Origin of the sequence: Paenibacillus senegalensis JC66 (assembly GCF_000285515.1) — a bacterium.
Classification (GTDB): domain Bacteria; phylum Bacillota; class Bacilli; order Paenibacillales; family NBRC-103111; genus Paenibacillus_L; species Paenibacillus_L senegalensis.
This window is the reverse complement of the sequence record NZ_HE610960.1, coordinates 496830-515417: the sequence shown is the minus strand read 5'-3', so window position 1 is coordinate 515417 and position 18588 is coordinate 496830. Positions and strand designations below refer to the sequence as shown.

At 45.4% G+C, this 18588-nt stretch carries 20 protein-coding genes and 1 pseudogene; 18 read left to right on the top strand and 3 right to left on the bottom strand.

Annotation, left to right across the window (positions count from 1 at the left end; all coding sequences use genetic code 11):
* The first annotated feature begins 26 nt into the window (after positions 1 to 26).
* From PSHG_RS18050 to PSHG_RS17960, 18 genes and pseudogenes are all read left to right on the top strand, one after another.
* Positions 27 to 1235 (top strand): MFS transporter, encoded by a 1209-nt coding sequence (locus PSHG_RS18050; protein ID WP_042122208.1) that lies wholly within the window; start codon positions 27 to 29, stop codon positions 1233 to 1235.
* A 173-nt stretch (positions 1236 to 1408) separates the two neighbouring features.
* Positions 1409 to 2026, top strand: a complete 618-nt coding sequence (locus PSHG_RS18045) for a DedA family protein (protein WP_010275737.1) — start codon at positions 1409 to 1411, stop codon at positions 2024 to 2026.
* Positions 2027 to 2793: 767 nt separating this feature from the next.
* Positions 2794 to 3261: a GyrI-like domain-containing protein gene (locus tag PSHG_RS18040; RefSeq protein WP_010275734.1), complete on the top strand. Its 468-nt coding sequence runs from the start codon at positions 2794 to 2796 to the stop codon at positions 3259 to 3261.
* A gap of 37 nt (positions 3262 to 3298) precedes the next feature.
* Positions 3299 to 3637: a cupin domain-containing protein gene (locus tag PSHG_RS18035; RefSeq protein WP_010275732.1), complete on the top strand. Its 339-nt coding sequence runs from the start codon at positions 3299 to 3301 to the stop codon at positions 3635 to 3637.
* A gap of 170 nt (positions 3638 to 3807) precedes the next feature.
* On the top strand, positions 3808 to 4191 hold the full coding sequence (locus PSHG_RS28135; RefSeq protein WP_010275730.1) for an NUDIX domain-containing protein: 384 nt from the start codon (positions 3808 to 3810) through the stop codon (positions 4189 to 4191).
* 169 nt (positions 4192 to 4360) lie between these two features.
* Positions 4361 to 4951, top strand: coding sequence for an AAA family ATPase (locus tag PSHG_RS18025; protein WP_010275728.1), 591 nt, complete (start codon positions 4361 to 4363; stop codon positions 4949 to 4951).
* Between the two features lie 57 nt (positions 4952 to 5008).
* Complete coding sequence (locus PSHG_RS28130) at positions 5009 to 5590, top strand: hypothetical protein (protein WP_010275724.1); 582 nt, start codon at positions 5009 to 5011, stop codon at positions 5588 to 5590.
* 11 nt (positions 5591 to 5601) lie between these two features.
* Positions 5602 to 6162: a GNAT family N-acetyltransferase gene (locus PSHG_RS18015; RefSeq protein ID WP_010275722.1), complete on the top strand. Its 561-nt coding sequence runs from the start codon at positions 5602 to 5604 to the stop codon at positions 6160 to 6162.
* Between the two features lie 208 nt (positions 6163 to 6370).
* Positions 6371 to 6592: a hypothetical protein gene (locus PSHG_RS18010; protein WP_010275717.1), complete on the top strand. Its 222-nt coding sequence runs from the start codon at positions 6371 to 6373 to the stop codon at positions 6590 to 6592.
* Positions 6593 to 6621: 29 nt separating this feature from the next.
* Positions 6622 to 6939, top strand: a complete 318-nt coding sequence (locus PSHG_RS18005; protein ID WP_026021458.1) for a hypothetical protein — start codon at positions 6622 to 6624, stop codon at positions 6937 to 6939.
* Positions 6940 to 7571: 632 nt separating this feature from the next.
* The gene (locus PSHG_RS29510; RefSeq protein ID WP_162137295.1) at positions 7572 to 9332 is read left to right on the top strand and encodes a discoidin domain-containing protein; all 1761 of its coding nucleotides are present in this window, start codon (positions 7572 to 7574) and stop codon (positions 9330 to 9332) included.
* Between the two features lie 330 nt (positions 9333 to 9662).
* Positions 9663 to 10358, top strand: a complete 696-nt coding sequence (locus PSHG_RS28120) for a type 2 periplasmic-binding domain-containing protein (RefSeq protein ID WP_010275707.1) — start codon at positions 9663 to 9665, stop codon at positions 10356 to 10358.
* A 51-nt stretch (positions 10359 to 10409) separates the two neighbouring features.
* Positions 10410 to 10844, top strand: a pseudogene (locus PSHG_RS28115) (sugar ABC transporter permease); the annotation flags it as partial.
* A gap of 132 nt (positions 10845 to 10976) precedes the next feature.
* Positions 10977 to 11642 (top strand): signal peptidase I, encoded by a 666-nt coding sequence (lepB, locus tag PSHG_RS29505; RefSeq protein ID WP_010275701.1) that lies wholly within the window; start codon positions 10977 to 10979, stop codon positions 11640 to 11642.
* A gap of 341 nt (positions 11643 to 11983) precedes the next feature.
* A complete protein-coding gene (locus PSHG_RS17975; RefSeq protein ID WP_010275696.1) occupies positions 11984 to 12511 on the top strand; it encodes a hypothetical protein in 528 nt (175 codons plus the stop codon).
* Positions 12512 to 12626: 115 nt separating this feature from the next.
* Entirely contained in the window at positions 12627 to 13067 is a 441-nt protein-coding gene (gene aac(6'), locus PSHG_RS17970) for an aminoglycoside 6'-N-acetyltransferase (RefSeq protein WP_026021457.1), read from the top strand.
* 68 nt (positions 13068 to 13135) lie between these two features.
* On the top strand, positions 13136 to 13636 hold the full coding sequence (locus tag PSHG_RS17965) for a shikimate kinase (protein ID WP_010275691.1): 501 nt from the start codon (positions 13136 to 13138) through the stop codon (positions 13634 to 13636).
* 113 nt (positions 13637 to 13749) lie between these two features.
* A complete protein-coding gene (locus PSHG_RS17960; protein WP_454185243.1) occupies positions 13750 to 14136 on the top strand; it encodes an EamA family transporter in 387 nt (128 codons plus the stop codon).
* Positions 14137 to 14309: 173 nt separating this feature from the next.
* On the opposite strand, the gene PSHG_RS30060 is transcribed toward PSHG_RS17960, so the two are convergent.
* The 3 genes from PSHG_RS30060 to ggt form a co-directional block, all read right to left on the bottom strand.
* On the bottom strand, positions 14310 to 14432 hold the full coding sequence (locus PSHG_RS30060; protein WP_010275684.1) for a GrpB family protein: 123 nt from the start codon (positions 14430 to 14432) through the stop codon (positions 14310 to 14312).
* An 80-nt stretch (positions 14433 to 14512) separates the two neighbouring features.
* Positions 14513 to 16150, bottom strand: coding sequence for an L-lactate permease (locus tag PSHG_RS17950; RefSeq protein ID WP_010275681.1), 1638 nt, complete (start codon positions 16148 to 16150; stop codon positions 14513 to 14515).
* Between the two features lie 240 nt (positions 16151 to 16390).
* The gene (ggt, locus tag PSHG_RS17945) at positions 16391 to 18049 is read right to left on the bottom strand and encodes a gamma-glutamyltransferase (RefSeq protein WP_010275677.1); all 1659 of its coding nucleotides are present in this window, start codon (positions 18047 to 18049) and stop codon (positions 16391 to 16393) included.
* Between the last annotated feature and the right edge of the window lie 539 nt (positions 18050 to 18588).

The window sequence follows — 18588 nt, the reverse complement described above, 5'->3', positions numbered from 1 at the left end:
GCAGATGCGTGTATAAGGAGTGCTACATGACTATGGGAATGAAGGCTCTTTCACGATCTTTTTTGACGCTAGCTGTTGTTTTGTTCTGTACGGAGTTTGTCCGCAGTGCCTTTCTGCTATCATTTCTTCCGTTCTATGCGGTTAATGAGCTTAACTTTACTGTAGCTTGGGTCGGAATGGCCGTATCCTTGCATTATGTGGCTGATACGGGAATCAAGCTGGTGGCCGGTTATTGGCTGGACCGCTTCCCGCTCCGCTGGTTGATTCCGGTAACGTTCCTTTTTATGCTGGGCGGGCTGCTTGCCGTATTTTCCAGTCCATTCCCTTGGGTCATGATCCTGGGGTCGGTTCTGATCGGGATCGGTGCGTCGCCGATCTGGCTGATTTGTCTGGGCAAAGTTAAAGAGAAGCAGCGCGCATCCCAGATGGGAATGATCTACACGATCTGGATGGCCAGCCTCGGTCTCGGACCGATTACGATCAATCTGATTCTTGCCCAAAGCTACGGCTTGTCGTTCTGGCTGCTTTTTGTTCTGCTTACGGTCGGCTTTGCTGTATCCTTCAGTTTGATGAAGGAAGCCAGGTTGAACGTGCTAAAAGTCAGCGTCACGGAGCAATTCGGCCAGCTTGGCCAAAAGCTGATTCAGCTAAAATGGCTCGCTCCAGGCATGGTGCTGCAGATGATGGCAGCCGGACTCTTGCTGCCGATTCTGCCGAGCTTCGCCTCCCAGCATTTGGGATTGAACGAAGCCGAGTATTCGCTTATGCTGCTGCTTGGAGGAGCTGGTGCCATACTGTTTCTCGTGCCTATGGGCAAACTGGCGGATAAGTGGGGCCATAAGCGAATGCTGGTCATCGGCTTCTGTTGTCTTACAGCGGCGCTCTATCTGCTGATCTGGTCCGCATCGATATATTCGACGCTGATGCTTGCCCTCATACTGGGCTTGTCCTATTCCGCCGTGCTTCCGGCATGGAATGCGATTCTGTCTTATCTTGTCCCGCCGGACCAGAAAGGGACGGGCTGGGGGGTTCTGTCAGGAATCGAAGGCCTTGGCATTATGATCGGCCCTGTTATAGGAGGTTGGATCGCGAGCCGCTATACCGACGCCGCTTCGGTAACGATCAGTGCCGTACTGCTCGCTATCATTGCCCTTTTCTACATGCTGCTTCCTAAGAGCAAGCTGATAGCGGAGGATGGGAAATACCGCAGCGGAGACAAGGTTCAGGCTGGCTGAACCGGTTGGGCGAAGACTATCTAATTACAGCTGTGTGGGCAGCATGAGTGCAGAGTGGCTGTAGCCAGAATGTCTGACCGGCGACGAACACTAAGTCCGAAAGCAAGCTCTCTCCAATTTTCCACCGGATAGCAGACTAATGATATGTGCGTAACCAAACGGGGTGTGCCGCTATGAATGTTATTGAGATTGTTGAGGATTTGTTCAAACAATATGGCTATTTTGTACTGCTGTTCGGACTGCCGCTTGATTTTATCGTGCTCCCGATTCCACCTGGCAACAGTACATTGACCTATACCGGCTATTTATCCTATAAGGGGATACTGGAAGAAGTGCCGGCGGTCGTTCTGGCTTTGGCAGGAGCGTACATTGGCGTCTCGATTACTTATTTCTTAGGGTACAAGCTGGGGATGCCGCTCATCGAACGTTACGGCAAGTGGTTATTCCTGAAACCTTCCATGGTTGACAAAACCCGCCAGCATTACGACAAGTACGGCAATAAACTGCTGTTGATCAGCTTTTTCATTCCCGGCGTAAGGCAGTTCATCGGTTATTTTATCGGGATTATCCGTGTACCTTACCGCACATTTGTATTATATGCCTTTACAGGCGCCGGCTTGTGGGTAATCACATTTTTTGCTATCGGCTATTTATTCGGGGATCAGTGGCAGGTTGTGTTCCGCTTGGTGGAGGAATATTTGAAGATATTCTTTATAGGAGCGGGCGCTCTTATCCTGGGCTTGTTATTGATTAAGTGGGTTAATCGTTCGAAGAAGAAGCCTTCTCCATGACTGGACCGAAGATAAATTAATACTTTAGAAAAAAACGGTGAAATCATATGTAGGGCTTACGCACCTCTTTTATTATAAGTATAATATTGGAAGACGCTCCAGCTAACACAAGACCCAGCCTATGGTAAACAGCTATCTAAGGCTGGGTTCTTTTTTATGAAAACAGTCATGTTTTCTCCAGTTCTGGCACAACTCTGGCATGAAATTAGCCAAGGTTGGCGGGTTCGCGGGCTGTTCGGGCTTGTTGCCTGCGTTTTATTCGAAATGTCGTACAAAATCATGCGGTTGAAGTACGATTACCGGAGATTTGTATGAAACATAGTACAAATACAGGGGATTGAAGGGCAATTACCCAAGATTTGTATGACAAATCGTACAAATGCAGGAAATTGAAGGGCAATTACCCGGGATTTGTATGACAAATCGTACAAATGCAAGGTCTTTAAGCTATTCAGGAACAGCAGCCAATGTTCTAGACGAATTTTCGTACAAGTTATGTGATTGAGGTACAATTACCCGAGATTGCCCATCATGCGGGGCGTTTTATTTTTACAGAAAATTGATAACGATAAGAAAGAAGTGAAACCATGAAGAATTTTATTAAATCTGATCTTCATAAGTCCACAATTGTTCGAGGACGTTTACAAAGAATTTTTTGAAGAGCCATATCCGGCAAGAACGGTATTCGAAAGTGGTATTGGATTCAACGTGCAGGTTGACGCCATAGCAATTAAAGAAAAATGAAACCCTAAAAGGAGATGATCTACATGGCCATCACTACTGAAATTGTAAACTTCAAAGAATTGAATGTTTTGGGCATACCTTGCAAAGGCCTTACCAATATGGGAGATAAAGTTGGAAATGCAGTAAAGGAATTAATGAAATACGTGCAGGAAATAAAAACTTTTAAGGGAAAACCTTGGTTCGGAGTTTTTCAACCCTGTCCGGAGGAAGTGGAGAATGAAGAACTAATTTATTTTGTATGTGTGGAGATCGAAGAGGCTCTTGAGCAAGGAAGCTATCCAAAGGAGTTACAACAAATTACAATTCCTGAACAACGTTATATGGTGATACATAAAGAAAAAAATGATTCTATCAAAGAAGTTTACGGTAAACTCAATAACCTCCTAGTAGAGAGAAATGAACTACAGAATAGTGAAAGCCATTGTTATATTCTCGAATTTCCAGTTGATGAATCGTGGGAATCAGTTCAAGTATTTGTTCCGATCGAGTGATAGTTAAGAGAATTTATAAAAATGAAGGTGATTTTGGTTGATAAGCAAAAACAATGCAGAGCATTATATTTGGGGCAATAATTGTGATGGGTGGCGATTAGTAGATGAAGAAGAACAAAGCATTATTCATGAATGCATGCCGCCTGGTACAAGTGAGATAAGACATTTTCACAGTAAATTGAAACAATTTTTCTTTGTACTTACTGGAGTGATAACAATAGAACTAGATGAGGTTGAATATACATTGGGAAAGCATGAAGGAATTGAAGTAAAACCTAATGTTCCGCACCAAGTTTTTAATAGATCGGATAAGGACTCTGAATTTTTAGTCATTTCACAACCGAATAATAGGAATGACAGAACAATAGTAGACTAAATAATAGAGAATTAAATCCTCTAGCATCAATTCCTGCAGATTGGTGTTTGCTCCTCGATTTACTTAATTTTTGGAATTAAAGAAATCGATCTTTAACAGCGATCGGAGGCCCCCTCGCTCCCGCAGTAAGAGATTGAAGAGAAACATTTTAGTGGAGGTTTTACAATATTATGAAAATAATCGTGACCGGCGGAGCCATTATTCGTGATGATAACGGGAGAATATTGCTGCAAAGAAGATCAGATTATGGGAATTGGGGACTGCCTGGTGGTGGAATGGATCCGGGGGAGTCCATTGAAGAAACGATGATTCGGGAAGTAAAGGAAGAGACAGGGCTTGAAGTTGAACAATATGAATTATATACGGTTTATAGTGGTTCCCGAATGAAGTATACATATCCGGACGGAAATGAAGTTGTTTTTGTGATGTTCATTTTTAATGCAAGGGCAAACTTAGATGGTAAAATAGCAGACGATCATAAAACCGTTATTTATAACGATAAAAACCAAGAATCATTAAAATTAGAATTTAAGCTTTTAGAGGATATAATCTAGAAGATATAAGTACTGTGCAACGGCCAGTTTTTGAAGATCTCAAAAATGATGTGAGGTCATTATTAAGAAATTAGGCGGAGTCGATGATGGCAAATCTATAATGAGCATCAGAGCTGGGCGATAGGTGAAGCACTTTGCAGCTTAGAAAATAAAAACTGGGGTGAAATCATTGATCCTTTGGGTTAACGGGGCATTCGGAGCAGGCAAGACAACCATAGCTTATGAGCTGAATAGAAGAATACCCCATTCGTTTGTTTATGATCCTGAAAACGCGGGGTACTTCATTAGGAAGAATGCCCCTAAACAAATCTTAAAAGACGATTTTCAAGACCATGAGATTTGGAGAGAAATTAACTTCTCCCTTCTTCAAACGATAAGCAAGGAGTTTTCCGGAATTGTCATAGTCCCTATGACGATCGTTAATCCCCAATATTTCGATGAGATTATAACTAGATTAAGATCGAATGGAGCTATCGTTAACCATTTTACTTTACTGGCTAGCCGCGAAACTTTATTAAAGAGATTGAAAAGCAGAGGAGACAATAAAAATACATGGCCAGCGAAGCAAATAGATAGATGCATGGCTAGTCTGGCTCAGGATATGTTTAAAACCCACATTCATACGGATAACATGACGCCTGAAGAAATTCTTAATCGAATAGCAAGAGAGTGTACTATCGAGCTGCAGCCCGATAGTAGAGGAATAATAAAAAAGAAACTAGATCGATTAATCACGCAGATAAAGCATATAAGATTCTAAGTTCCTAAAAGAATAGGAACCAAAGAATAGAATCTAAAAATAGGAGCCAGAATACAGATGAACCCACTGCAAAAAGCAGAACAAAAATTAATCATTGCTGACAAGATAATGAATGAACTGGATTTACTTAATTTATGGAGTGCGGTTGGAGAGCCGATGCTGGTTGGAGCTATGGCTTATAATTTGATTTTGAATCCGGATATTGATATGGAAATATATTGTGAAAAGCCGGAAGCTGCTGCGGGTTTTAAAGTTCTAGAGAGCTGTATTAAAAATCCTAAAGTCATTGAAGCAAGATATGTAAACCATTTGCATGGAGAAGATCAAGGAATTTATTTTCAGCTAAAGTATAAGGAAGAGGAAGATTTTATTTGGAAGATCGATATGTGGCTATTAGCGTATGATCATCCTGGCCCTTGTGCAAAAGATCTCGTAGAGCTACTAAATCGTGCGTTAACGAATGAAACCAGAGAAGCTATTCTTACTATTAAAGAGCAGACACGAGAAAACAAAGACCGTACATCCTCTATACGAATTTATGAGGCTGTAGTGGACTATAACATAAGAACCTATGAAGAGTTTATAAAATGGCATTCAAAGTATAAGCCTAAAGGACTTACGAATTGGAAGCCAAACTAGAGGAGAATGCTATGAATCCAATATTAATCGATTTTCCCAATGAAATTATTACAGATCGACTTTTATTGCGTATGCCGATGGCTGGCGATGGCCAATACGTCTATGAAGCGATTATGGCTTCGCTGGCAGACCTTAGACCGTGGCTGCCTTTCGCTAATCAAGAGCAAAGCCTAGAGAATACTGAGGCCAATATAAGAGAAGCACAATCCAAGTTTTTAAAAAGAGAGGATCTGCGGCTGCTCATCTTTGACAAACACAATCATAATTTAATAGGATCTTCAGGATTACATAATCCAAATTGGGTTGTAAGAAAATTCGAAATCGGCTATTGGATCGATTCAAGATACCAGGGAAACGGATATATGACTGAAGCGGTAGAGGGAATTACTGGATTTGCTTTCAGTGAGCTGGAAGCTAGAAGAGTTGAGATCCGGTGCGACGAAAAAAATATTAGAAGCAGAGCCATCCCGGAAAGATTGAATTATGAGCTTGAAGGAATTTTAAGAAATGATGATGTAGCTCCCCATTCAAACGAACTAAGAAATACATGTATCTATTCCAAGATTAGATAAGTAACGGAGGTGCGTTGTCAAGGTGCAGATGCAGATGCAGATGCCGTACACTATTCGCCCCGTTTGGCCAGGAAGACTGGGAACAAATCAAAGAGATTTATATGGAAGGAATACGAACGGGAAATGATGCGGCTTAAATCCAATCCATCAAGCCTATCGAACCCAAACCAATCGAACCCAAACCAAATTTGGCAGGAGGCGAAGGTTTTTGAGAAAAAAAGGTTTGAGAAAATATATTTTTATAACATTTATTCTTTCTTTGTCGCTACTCGGTTTTTACATCTACTCTATGGAGTCGAATCAAAATGGAACCAGACCGGACGACATTATGGTTAAAGCAACCTTGCAGCATAATAATAACCCAAGGATGAACCACAAAGACATCATGCTTGAAGTCATTATTGACAAAAAAAGAATAGCCAACATATGATTTATCCTTACATACCGGGATTACAATACATGTCATTCGATACTGGCGAAGAGGCTGAATTTTTTGTTCCGACTAGTATTGGAAGCGACTCGGCAGATGAGCAGAAGGTATATGACACATTGAAAAATAACAGGATTATTGATGGTACTGCCAAGAAAGACCAAATACACTTTATCGGTTTCTGGAGTCCGCAGGATGCAGGGGTCCATAAAATGAGACTGTATTTTGAAAATAAAAATTTACTGGCAGATAAAGAAATGTATCTGGTCTATGTTCACAAGGAAGAAGGAAGATTTGGAAAAGATCTGGGCTGGACTCAATTAACTAGCATTGATTCGGAATTATGATCCCTCCTCTTCCTCCGACTGCTTCGCTAACCAGAAGCATGTTTTCGGCGGCATTGTTCGTAAGCGTTGAAGCAGCATGCTCCTTCAGCCTTCAAAGCTTGCTGCATGTTCCCTCAGCCTTCAATTTTGCACCAACTTCCCTAACAAAGTTTGCTGAGTGTTTCACATGTTTCTTTAACCTTTAAAATTCATGTCAAGAACCTTCTGCTAATCCATCTTTTAAGAAAGCTCTTGCTAGCTTCGGCTTCGGCCAGGGAGTTGGCATCGTATTTCCCCGACAATACCCTCCAGCTCGCGTTGATGGCGATTATTTAATAAGCCGGCGCGGGCTTACACGCTCTTATCCTGTTTTTCATGCCTCATAATTTCACTAATTGCTCCTTTCCAACGCTTTAGTTCAGAATTGCAGATGTTGGTCCGAAATGCCGATGGACAGTTCGTTAAGGGCACTGGTAGTCTCGGTTAGGAAGAAGCATCCCAAACTTAATAGAAAGGAAGTGGCTGGTCTGGAAAAGTTCTTTGCAGGCTTCGTTCGCAGGAGGGCTGTTATAGTTGCTCTTATTTTAGCATTGCTGGTTATGTCAGCACCCCGTTTTTTTACAAGTGATACAGCAGAAGCAAAAGGCAATTCCGTGAAGAATACCGTGACATTCTCGGTATACGCCGAGGGAGATCGAGCTTCTCTTCCTGCTAAGTACTTCTTGGAGCTTAAATGCGAGGGAGGAACAGCGGCACGAGCCAGACTTACAACTCGAGGAAACGACACGCTCACTGTACCTCATCAAGCAGCAGGACAAAAGTGCGAAATACGGGCTGGAACGAGCGGGAAAGCCGAACTAGGAAATGAAGTGCGGTTTACCGTTAGCAGTGAGGAAGGTGTCATCGCCCGGAGTGTAGTGTATCCCGAAGGGGCGGCGGAAGCTGTATCATCCGATTTCCGTGCGCCGTCAGGAGCACTTCATGTTGATGTGGAGCACGAGTTTAGAGAAGGGCCGCTTGGAACCCGTATCCGTGTGATGGAATGGAACATTTGGGGTGGCGGGCGCTCGGCCGGAGGGGAGGAAAACGTTGAAAATATTATAGAAGTGATCCGCCATGAGAATCCGGATATCTTGTTTACGATTGAAACCTATGAGTCGGGTGAAAAGATATTGGAAGGGATGAACGAGGGCTTGCCAGAGCATCTTCGTTACACGGGGACCAAAGTGACGGTTCAACCAGCCCATCAGCCGAAGAACGACAATCTATGGATTTTCAGCCGTTTTCCGGTGGTGGAACAGTATCCGGTCATCGCACATCCGGGATTGATGAATGATTTCCACTTCGGCGGCATCAAGATTCAGCTCCCTGACGGCCAAGAGGTTAATTTATTCAATACGTGGTTGTACCACGAAGGTTGGGCCTGGGGCGCCGTTAACCAAACAGTTGGTGAAATCAAATACGGAATTCCCCGCACGTATACCAATGCGGAGATTGTTGCTACCGACCTGCAGCCCCGGCGCATTCAGATGATTCGCAAGATTCTTGGGGAAAATCTGCCTGCCTACTTAGCAGGGGACCGTTCGCCAATCATTATGGCAGGCGATTTCAATACGCTGTCGGCTGAGGATTGGAGCGAAAGATTCGCGAATGCGCCAGGGCATGAAGGACTTGTCCTCCACTGGCCTGTCACTGAGCTGATGCAAGAAGCGGGGTTTACAGATACTTATCGCTGGGCTAACCCGGACGCGGCTGCCCATCCTGGAAGCACCTGGAGCCCGTATACCGGATATGGAATGGCGCCGGGGCGGATTGATTACATCTGGACCAAGGGACGGGAAATCAGGGTGCTGGGTTCGTACACGGTAGATCAAAAGCTGCCTGAGCATCAGCATCGGGCCGTGCCTTTCTATTCGGATCATGCAGCGGTCGTAACCGATCTTATGGTGCGTAATGCCGAGAGCCTTGCCGGGGATTCTCCGTTGGAGGAGTACGAGGTGCCATGGCGGCAGATAACGGCCGTTTCTACCAGCGAGCATGTTGGATATGAAGCCTATAGAGCGACCGACGGGAATCTGAAGACGATGTGGCATACGGAATGGGCACCGTTGGAGCCTCTCCCGCAATCTATTACATTAGATTTGGGGGGGACCTATCATGTTACCGGTTTGGATTATCAGACCCGCACTGATTTCAAGCCGGACGGCATCATTACGGAGTACGCCGTGTATGTGAGCTCCGATGGATTCACTTTCACTCAAGCTGCTACCGGAGAGTGGGCACACGACTATTCCCCCAAGAAGGTAAATTTCAATGCGCCGGCGGTTCGATTTGTGAAGCTTGAAGCGCTGCAGGGAAGCGGCAATGTGGCTTCGGCTGCGGAAATTAAAGTGCGCTATACACCCACACCCTAAAATCATAGGAGATGAGAGAAATTGAACAGTGCAGTGCTAAAAAGTACCCTATGCTAGCTGCTATGATTATTGCAATTATGACAGGCTGCAGCGCTGCGGAAGATACGGATAGCAACTCACCGGCAGATCCCTCAAGCGGGCCGCATCAGGAGAGCGCCGGACCGGAGGAACAGAACACTGAAAAGCGCCTGTCAATAATTCGGGGTTCCCTATCGTAAACGAGCCGATTCAGCTCAATTTCGTGGCGGGCATGCCGCCCACCACGCATCCGAATTGGAATGACGTCCTGGTGTTTAACGAGTATGAGAAAATGACGGGAATGGATATTGAGTGGCAAATGATCAGTACATCGGTGGAGTGTATAATTCGTGGGATCCCGATACATGGGCAGACGTGGACGGCTTCGCAGGAGCTCCCGCTTTGGAAGGGCCGCACGGAGATAAGCTAGTGGTAAGCAATTCTCCTCTTACCGGTCTAGGCCACTTTGTAATTACGAGCGCCAATAAGCATCCGGAAGCAACCATACGATGGATTGATTATTTCTACGGAGATGAAGGCAGTGAAATGTTCTTTATGGGAATTGAAGGCGTTACATTTAAACGAAATGCGGACGGCTCTGTAGAATACTTGGATGAAATCACCAAAAATTCGAACGGTTTGACTTATGATGAAGCGGCTGCAAAGTATATGGTCTGGCCGGGAGGAGGAACGCCGGGCATCATCTCGCAGAAATATTTCCGTGGGGGGGAGTCCGCTCCGGTTTCCTTGGAGGCGGCAGACAAAATAGCGCCGTACTTGCCGGAAGAAACGTGGATACCGTTCAGCTTTACTAACGAAGAGAATACACGGATGGTGGCTTTAACCTCGGACATATCGACGTATATTCGTGAAATGCAGGCAAAATTTATTACGGGAGACATCCCATTCAGCGAATGGGACACCTATGTGCGAACTATCGAGAAAATGGGACTGGCCGAGTATATGGAAATCTACCAGGCGGCTTACGAGAGGTACAAGAAAGCGTAAGATGAGGATAAAGTTCCGTTCCATGAGAGAGCTTAGCTTCCATGGAACGGAATGATCCTGCAGAGGGGGAGACTGCTGGGAATGCCAAAAATACATGCCATAACAAGAAAGTGGCAGCTGTATGCGTTAGTATTGCCTGTCATTGCTTACTTTGTGGTGTTTAAATACATACCGATGTACGGAGTTCAAATTGCCTTCAAAGAATTTGTTGCGGTGAACGGCATTTGGGGGAGTCCATGGATCGGATTCGATCATTTCGACCGTTTATTTCAAAGCTTCTATTTTGAGAGATTGATTATGAACACATTTATAATCGGGATTTATGAGCTGGCGGTCGGTTTCCCTATCCCGATCATCCTGGCTTTAATGATTAACGAGGTGCGAAATCGCCGGTTCAAAAAAACAGTCCAGACTGTGACGTATGCGCCACATTTTTTATCCACGGTTGTACTGGTAGGGATTGTCGTTATGTTTCTTGGATGTCGCGCTGATTCATAAATCGTTCGCTCAGGCGGATTATGCCTTAAGGCACAAATTAGTCAGAGGAGCTGGCCATGTGATCCCTCTGTGTTCAATTTTACAAATAATGGTATAGGATAAAGGTAAGGAGGGGATGGCATGAAACGAATCCTTGCTATTATATTGTTAATGTGGGCGGTTGCCGGATGTGCTCAGCAGCAGGAACGACCGCAGGAACCAATAACAGATGAATTGACAAGTCCGGATATTCCTTTTGTCTCAGTTCAAGAGGGACACGAAATATATAAATATAATTATGATAATATGGATCGCGGCAAGCATGATTATTATCAGCACGCGCTTGTGGTTGATCCGCACCATTACAAGAAAAATGCTCTACAGCGAGGCGACGTGGTTTTTTACGACAGCCCTGAAGTGGCCCATGCAGAGACTTTTGCCATACCGGAAAAAAGCATCTCGAGAATTGTTGCTTTGCCCGGGGAAAGGATCTCTATCCGCAATGGGCAGGTTCTGATCAACGGCCGCCGGTTGGATACCTTTTATGGCATGGCTCACCGGTTAGGCAGTCATTTGGATGAACTCCGTGACTCGGTAAAAAAGGATAATCTCGAAGATCATATTTATCAAAATATAATGAACATAATTGAATATTTGGAATCCATTCATATGGACGAGATGGTGGTACCTGAAAACCACGTATTTCTTATAGGGGATGATTGGTTTAGAAGCTTGGACAGCCAGGTATTCGGTCCGCTTCCAGAAGAGTTTATTCGGGGAAAAGTATTAGGCTATGTGAATAGCTAACCTTTGAAGCGAAAAAAATGATAAAGTAATATTACCAAACTAAGCTTGATAGACATGGAAGGAACTCAGCTCTATGAAAATTTATGAGATTAGCCAGCGCTTGGATTTATTAGAGGAGGCGATTTTGTTTTTTTGGAAACAGTGGGGGGACGAGTCTAACTTTGATTTTTATAAAGACAGTATCGTTCATTCTGTAAATCCCGAGAAGGAACCCGCTATTATGAGAAATATAATTGGGAGCACTTTGCTACAGGGTATTACTTTAACGGGGAGCCGACGAACATTTATTGTAAAACGGTCTGAAGGCAATGCGAGACCCTAGACAATTTCAGGAGTGGAACATGAGAAAAATCATCTATTTACTAGCAGGTATAATTGTGATTTCCAATGTAATTTGGGGCAGCGTCTTTCTAACCAGGAATAGCAGTCAGGCGGAGTCAATCAAGGATGTCCAAATTTATACTCTCAAAGGTACAGGGAGACTGTGGGAGGCAGCTGATTACAAGGTTATTATCTCACCTGCCAAAATTATGAGAGGGCATGGGTCATTAGCCTATAAGGGCGATCCCAAGGAAATCGAAAACAGCACCTATTATAAAATTGAAATCCAGGAACTAAATCCGAATGGCCATTATGAATCGGTTTATGTAAATGAAGCGAGCTCCCATGGCGGACCAATAAATATTTTGAGCAATCTTAATGATATAGGGTCGATCACTGGAGATTACGCTGATAATGAACGGCTGAAGGATAGACATAACTATGGAAGTTCGGTATTAACGATCACTTGGAATGACAATGATGGTGAGCTCCACTCAGAGACCATCAATTTGAATATGGCTGCCGAGATTATCCTAAGTGAGGATTGAAGGATAGAATCCCCCTAATAACGTATGACCCAGTCTAGGAACAGAACTCTATCTATGGCTGGGTTGTTTTTCAGGCGATATTAACATGTAAATGACAGATAAGGCAGGGATTACTATGCGCATTGAAAAAGCTAGCCAATCAACTCTTGATGAAGTAACTAAACTAGCCCTAAAGCTTTGGCCCGATAATTCGCGGGAGATTCTGAGAACGGAATTCGCAGACATGCTGGAGTCCAGGAAAGATATCGTTTTTCTTGCCGTTATGGATGGGGGATATATCGGGTTTGTTCATATGTCCCTAAGATATGATTACGTCGAAGGCTCCAATTCATCTCCGGTAGGTTATGTGGAGGGGATCTATGTGGAGGAGAACTACAGAAATCATGGAGTATCGAGAAAGTTAGTAGAGGCCGGTGAACAGTGGGCCAAATCTTTGGGGTGCACAGAAATCGCATCCGATACACAATGGGACAACTACGGAAGTCAGGAGTTTCACAAGAAAATAGGATTTAAGGAAGCCGGAAGAATAGTAGCCTTTATTAAAAATATCGATTGAAGGGCTCACGAGCTCATTTGGGCGCGTTTGGAATATGATATATAGAAAGAGAGGAACTTTTGTACTTTATGAATATAGTCCTTATAGGTATGTCAGGGGCAGGTAAAAGCACATTAGGTGTCCTGCTTGCAAAAGCTTTGGGAATGGATTTCATCGATACAGATATAGTGATACAGCGGCTTGAAGGCAGGCAGCTGCAAGATATTATTGACCATGAAGGGATCGAAGCCTTTTTAGAAATTGAAGAAAGGGCTGTGTCCGAACTGCATTTGGAAAATACGATTGTAGCCACAGGCGGAAGTGTGATCTATTCAGAAAAAGCTATGAATGCCCTTAAACGGAATGGACAGATCATTTATTTGCATGTCCCTTTTGATGAAATCCAAAGAAGGCTGAAAAATATAACGAACAGAGGCATTGTCATAAAAAAGGGATGCAGTCTTAAGGACGTTTACGAGGAAAGAACACCTCTATACGAGAAGTATAGCGACGTAACTCTTGACTGCTCAAATAAGGACATTGAATTTTGTGTTAGTAAGATTATTGATAAAGTAAAAAACGGCAATTAAAAACAACTTCATTTACCCTGACAACCCGTCAACCCGTAACCCGTAACCCGTATTCTATGCCCCAAGCCTATCACTGGCATTGCATACGGATAAAAGTTTTGGCTTCAGGAAACATTAACCTTAAAGAAAAGAAATTTTCCTGGAGGATGCCTATGTATTACTTCGCCAGCTTCGGATTGCTGCTTGCGGGACTTACATGTATCAATATCATTTTTTCTTATCAGGGCAAACACGTTGATCCCCATTTCGTACCAACCTTAAAATTTCAGCTGAAGATGCTGCCCCTCTTTTTAGCTGCCAATCTAAGTATCGGGTATGGTATCAAGTTCGGCTTAAAAGCTGTACAGCAGCTGGGCTTTGTTTTAATTGCCGCCAAATGCATGGAGGTTTTAATCTCTGTGGGGATGGGATATTGGTTTATGAAAGAAATACCGTCATGGAAAACCTGGCTAGGCCTTGGCGTCATTGCAGCTGGTATTGTGATGGTCAAGCAGAAGTGAGCAATCATATCGTACCAGAAAAAAACCATTTGATTTATACCTGCTTGAATGAAAAATCCGCGCGGACAGATCCGATTTTTGTGTAAGATGCTTACGCATCTGATCTGCCCGCTTTCCACCCGGTAACTTGACTCCATTTACTGGCTTTATTCATGATCTCCCAAATGATGGGCTCAGCCTATATGGTCTATTCGAACAGCTGCCTGACCAAGTGCTTGCCGGATCGCAGCAGCTAATTTCGTAAATTCTTCTTTCCAGGAAGGATCATAAGGTACTACTTGGATGGGATCAGCCATAATGCCTCCTATAATTTTGAAGTTTCTTCGCTATGCAGGGCAGCACAAGCAGTGCGACTGATAATTCATGACAAAAGTCACTAACGGAATAAGAGATAGAACAAGATTCCGCAAGCTGAAAAAATAGCCGCGCAGATTCCTAGGAAAATCAGGGCTGGCTTGTAGATTTTTTTCGTTTCCTCTTTACCGATATTGGCAGTGGACGTCCCCAGAATAATATTGGCAGGGGCGATAACATTACCGACCGCACCTCCGGCCGATTGTGAAGCGATCACCTGCTCCAGCTTGAGGCCGTCCATCGAGCCCGCAACAGAGGCGTGCAGAGGTGCAAATAGCACATTCGATGACGTATTGGAAGAGGTGATATAGGCGCCGGCAATCCCGATAATATTAGCCAGCCCGGCATACACCAGCGGGGAGGAAACGGCAGCGATGCCAAGACCGAGCACGGAAGTCATGCCGACTTGCTCCATCACATTGGCCATAGTCAAGAAGGCCAGGATCGCAAGCGAAGCCCCAAGCGCTTCACTGGCTGTGCCTTTGGAAATAGCGGCAACCGGCCCGCTTTGCTCATCTTCCTGCAGATGATCGTAATGCCCTTTGGACTTGTACCAGAAGTAGCCGAAAATGCTGGAGATAAGCAAATAAAGTCCGGGATGGGTTAGAGGCGCTATCGGAGAGTAGGCTTCTTCTCCTTCCACCGTGTAGCCGTATCCTGTGCTGGTTTCCGGTACAGGAAACCCGAATTCCCACTGTTCCAGAAACTCAATTAGTGCCGGTACTCCAAGCATTGCTATGCTCAGTATACAAAGCACATAGTAAGGCATGAAAGCTTCATGAAGTCCCATCTTCGCTTTTTTCTCTTCCTTCTCATCGGAAGGTTGAAGGATGGAGCTGGTCTCTTCCAGCTCCTCATCTTTTTCTTGGTAGGCTGCAAACCTGGAAAAGAGCAGCACTGCCCCTAGGGATAAAGTAGCCGCCAGAAAATTGCTTAACGCCGGATTAACCTGCATTAATAGCATTTGACCGCCGCCCTGGATTAGAGAAACGACTACTACAAAGACCCAGGCTGCTTTAACTCCCTTCCACCTCGCAAACAAATAGCAGATGAAGAAGCCGCCCAACAGATTAGGAATCCACAGCAAAATGCCATGGTAGATCAGCGTCATCGTCTGATTCTCGATATTCACTACGTTAAGGGTAGCCAGCCAGCCTACACCGAGGGTGCCGAACATTTTTCCCCAGGCGTGTCCGATTAGTGCAATAGCTATGGCCATAAATGGCTTGACGCCTATTCCGATCAGCAGCGGTGTGACGATTGCAATAGGCGCTCCGAACCCGGCGATTCCCTGCAGGATCGAGGCAAATACCCATCCGAGCGAGAGTACGAGGAACAGATAGTTTTGACTGTATTCTTCTATTCCTTGGCGGATGGCTTTGAATGCGCCGGCTTTTTCCGCAACTTGGTAAATAAGCAGTGCAGGCCATACAACGAGCAGGATGAAAAAGGCATCCCAGGCTCCTTTCCCCAAGCCCACAGCAGCAGTTAGCCACGGAGCGTCAAAAAGAATAAGGGCAATGAGGAAAGCCATAGCCAGCGCTATGCCCCCCGACAGCGAGCCAGACCACCCGAGAAAAACCATCATGACCAATAGGGCAGCAATAGGCAGCAAGGATAGTGTCCAATGGAATATTGTAATCGGCAGATTATGCTCCATGATGTCATCCCCCTATTGTGAAAAGTATAATTTTTCTGCATCTAAGCATCTGAACCAGCTCTTTGAATCTCCAACGCTGCATAAACAGTTAAAAGCAAGCTGCTAACGGAAGCCGGTAAAATACAAAACCTAAAAAAAGCGGCAAAAGCAGCGAGAGCAGCAGAGCGGACAGAGCAGCGAGAGCACCAGTGCGGCAATAGCAGCTTGGGTGTTTAAAGCAAATAAAAGCTTATCAAGCGTCTACCAGCTTAAAGCTAGGCCATCCCCTCTAGGATCGGCACCTGCACTGAGCGCCCCTTGCTTCCGGTCGAAGACGATGCCTTGAGCGTGGCCCATTTCTTCCGACCAATCCACAGTAAATTCCGCCAGATGTCCTTTTGTCTGGAGCATTTCGAGAACAGAGGAAGCGACTCTAGCTTCCAGTTTGAAAGAATCCGTGGCAGCGCCCCAGGTGCGTCCGTACAGCCAACGCGGTGCTTCTATCGCCTGTTGAATGTTGTAACCAAAATCTATCACTCTAGTGATCAATGCGGCTTGGGTTTGCGGCTGGCCCTCACCTCCCATTGAGCCATACAGCATAAACGGCTTGCCGTCCTTTAATGCCATAGCTGGGATAATGGTGTGGAACGTCTTTTTACCAGGCTCCAGTGTGTTTGGGTGATGTTGATCCAAGGCGAAAAATGATCCGCGGTTTTGCAGCAAGATCCCTGTTCCTTCCGGGATATACATGGAGCCGAATTCATGGTAAATGCTTTGGATCAAGGACACCGCGTTTCCTTCATCGTCGACTGCTGCCATATAGACGGTATCGCGGTTTACGCCAATATGGGGGAGCTGTTCGCGATGTTTCTCCCGGTCACCCGCCTTGTTCATATCCAGATGTTTTAGAACCTCCTCCACATAATCCTTGCTAAGCAGCTCTTTTATGGGAATGTCCAAGTGCTTAGGGTCCGTGACCCAGCGATCTCTATAAGTGAATGCCAGCTTCGCAGCCTCAGCCATTAAATGATAGTATTCAGCCGATTGGTCCCCCACTTCTGACAAGTCGAAGCGCTCCAAATAATTCAAAATCATCAAAGCAGCAATTCCTTGCGTGTTAGGCTGGGTTTGATGAATTTCATAACCCCGGTAGGTGGTCGAGATGGTTGGCTCCCAAGTGGAGCGATGAGCTTGGAAATCATCAAGCCGCATTAATCCGCCTGCCTGTTCCAGCTTGCCGGTTATGGTTCGAGCGAGCTCCCCCTGATAAAAGACTTCCGCACCTTGTTCGGCAATCTGCTGCAAGGAAAGTCCCAAATCGGGCAGCCTCATCATATCTCCGGGCTTGGCCGGGGTGCCGCCGGGCAATAGCATCCTCGCCGCTTCACCATGCCGGCTGATTTCGTCTTGAAAGCGGTGAAGGAAGCGACTGAGCTTGAAGGTGACCGGAAAGCCGTTTTGGGCGTAATCAATAGCCGGAGCAAACAGCTCCTTCCACGGAAGCTTGCCATACTCGGCATGAAGACTGTGCCAGGCATCTACGGCTCCCGGGACCGTGATCGCAGATAAGGGACCCCGAGACGGTATGGAGCTGTGACCGTTTTCCCCGTAAAACCTCCGAGTCGCCCGGCCACATGCCGCCCCGCTCCCATTCAGCGCGCGAATAGCGGATCTGGGGTTGTCCCAGACCAAAGCGAACAAGTCGCCCCCTATGCCAGCCATATGCGGATAAACAACACAAAGTACCGCATTAATGGCGATGGCGGCATCTACCGCATGGCCTCCTTTTTTCATCAAATCGTAGCCGGCGAGGGTCGCCAGGTAATGGGGTGAGGTTACCGCCCCCTTCCGTCCGATAGCTGGGGGTCTTCCCGTGACCAAGGACCCGAGATGCGCACCCCGATTAAATTGATATGGCATGTTTCTTTCTCCTTTCAGTTCTGATTTTTTCCGCCAGTCGGTCCGTTTGTTGTTGTTTTTGTTGTTGAAGTGTAAGCCCGACCGCGATGCGAGGTTGTCGTTTTATGTGAATTTTCACCTGAATTGCAGATGTCCTGCGGGACGACCTGGTATAGTTTTGCGCTAACGCTCGTCCTCGCTCTTATTTGTGACAAAAAGCCCAGAAAATAGCGATCTGAGCAAAATAAGGACGATGGCAAGCGTTGCAATTTTGAGCACCCTGATTTAGAGCTAGGCAGCTGGATCGGGCAACAACCATAGTTATAAGGGTATAGCTACGAGAATACCAGCTTAACATGAGAAAACCAACCTATACTTTGCGACTTCTGAGCCTTTTCACAACACTGCGGTGGTACTGGTCCAGAGAGTGATATTACTGGAGCAATGAACGAAAAATACAGATACAGCAGCCAAAATACAAGAGCAGCAGACGAGAATTACAGGAGCGCAAAGTTATTATGAGCAGTCCGTTTCCAGTTATCTTTTTCATGGATCAGGGC

What these genes read in the sequence shown, in the direction of transcription:
- PSHG_RS18050 (WP_042122208.1), top strand. Translation starts at nt 27, where the DNA reads ATGACTATGGGAATGAAGGCTCTTTCACGATCTTTTTTGACGCTAGCT.
- PSHG_RS18045 (WP_010275737.1), top strand. Translation starts at nt 1,409, where the DNA reads ATGAATGTTATTGAGATTGTTGAGGATTTGTTCAAACAATATGGCTAT.
- PSHG_RS18040 (WP_010275734.1), top strand. Translation starts at nt 2,794, where the DNA reads ATGGCCATCACTACTGAAATTGTAAACTTCAAAGAATTGAATGTTTTG.
- PSHG_RS28135 (WP_010275730.1), top strand. Translation starts at nt 3,808, where the DNA reads ATGAAAATAATCGTGACCGGCGGAGCCATTATTCGTGATGATAACGGG.
- PSHG_RS28130 (WP_010275724.1), top strand. Translation starts at nt 5,009, where the DNA reads ATGAACCCACTGCAAAAAGCAGAACAAAAATTAATCATTGCTGACAAG.
- PSHG_RS18015 (WP_010275722.1), top strand. Translation starts at nt 5,602, where the DNA reads ATGAATCCAATATTAATCGATTTTCCCAATGAAATTATTACAGATCGA.
- PSHG_RS18005 (WP_026021458.1), top strand. Translation starts at nt 6,622, where the DNA reads ATGTCATTCGATACTGGCGAAGAGGCTGAATTTTTTGTTCCGACTAGT.
- lepB (WP_010275701.1), top strand. Translation starts at nt 10,977, where the DNA reads ATGAAACGAATCCTTGCTATTATATTGTTAATGTGGGCGGTTGCCGGA.
- PSHG_RS17975 (WP_010275696.1), top strand. Translation starts at nt 11,984, where the DNA reads ATGAGAAAAATCATCTATTTACTAGCAGGTATAATTGTGATTTCCAAT.
- PSHG_RS17965 (WP_010275691.1), top strand. Translation starts at nt 13,136, where the DNA reads ATGAATATAGTCCTTATAGGTATGTCAGGGGCAGGTAAAAGCACATTA.
- PSHG_RS30060 (WP_010275684.1), bottom strand. Translation starts at nt 14,432, where the DNA reads ATGGCTGATCCCATCCAAGTAGTACCTTATGATCCTTCCTGGAAAGAA.
- PSHG_RS17950 (WP_010275681.1), bottom strand. Translation starts at nt 16,150, where the DNA reads ATGGAGCATAATCTGCCGATTACAATATTCCATTGGACACTATCCTTG.
- ggt (WP_010275677.1), bottom strand. Translation starts at nt 18,049, where the DNA reads ATGCCATATCAATTTAATCGGGGTGCGCATCTCGGGTCCTTGGTCACG.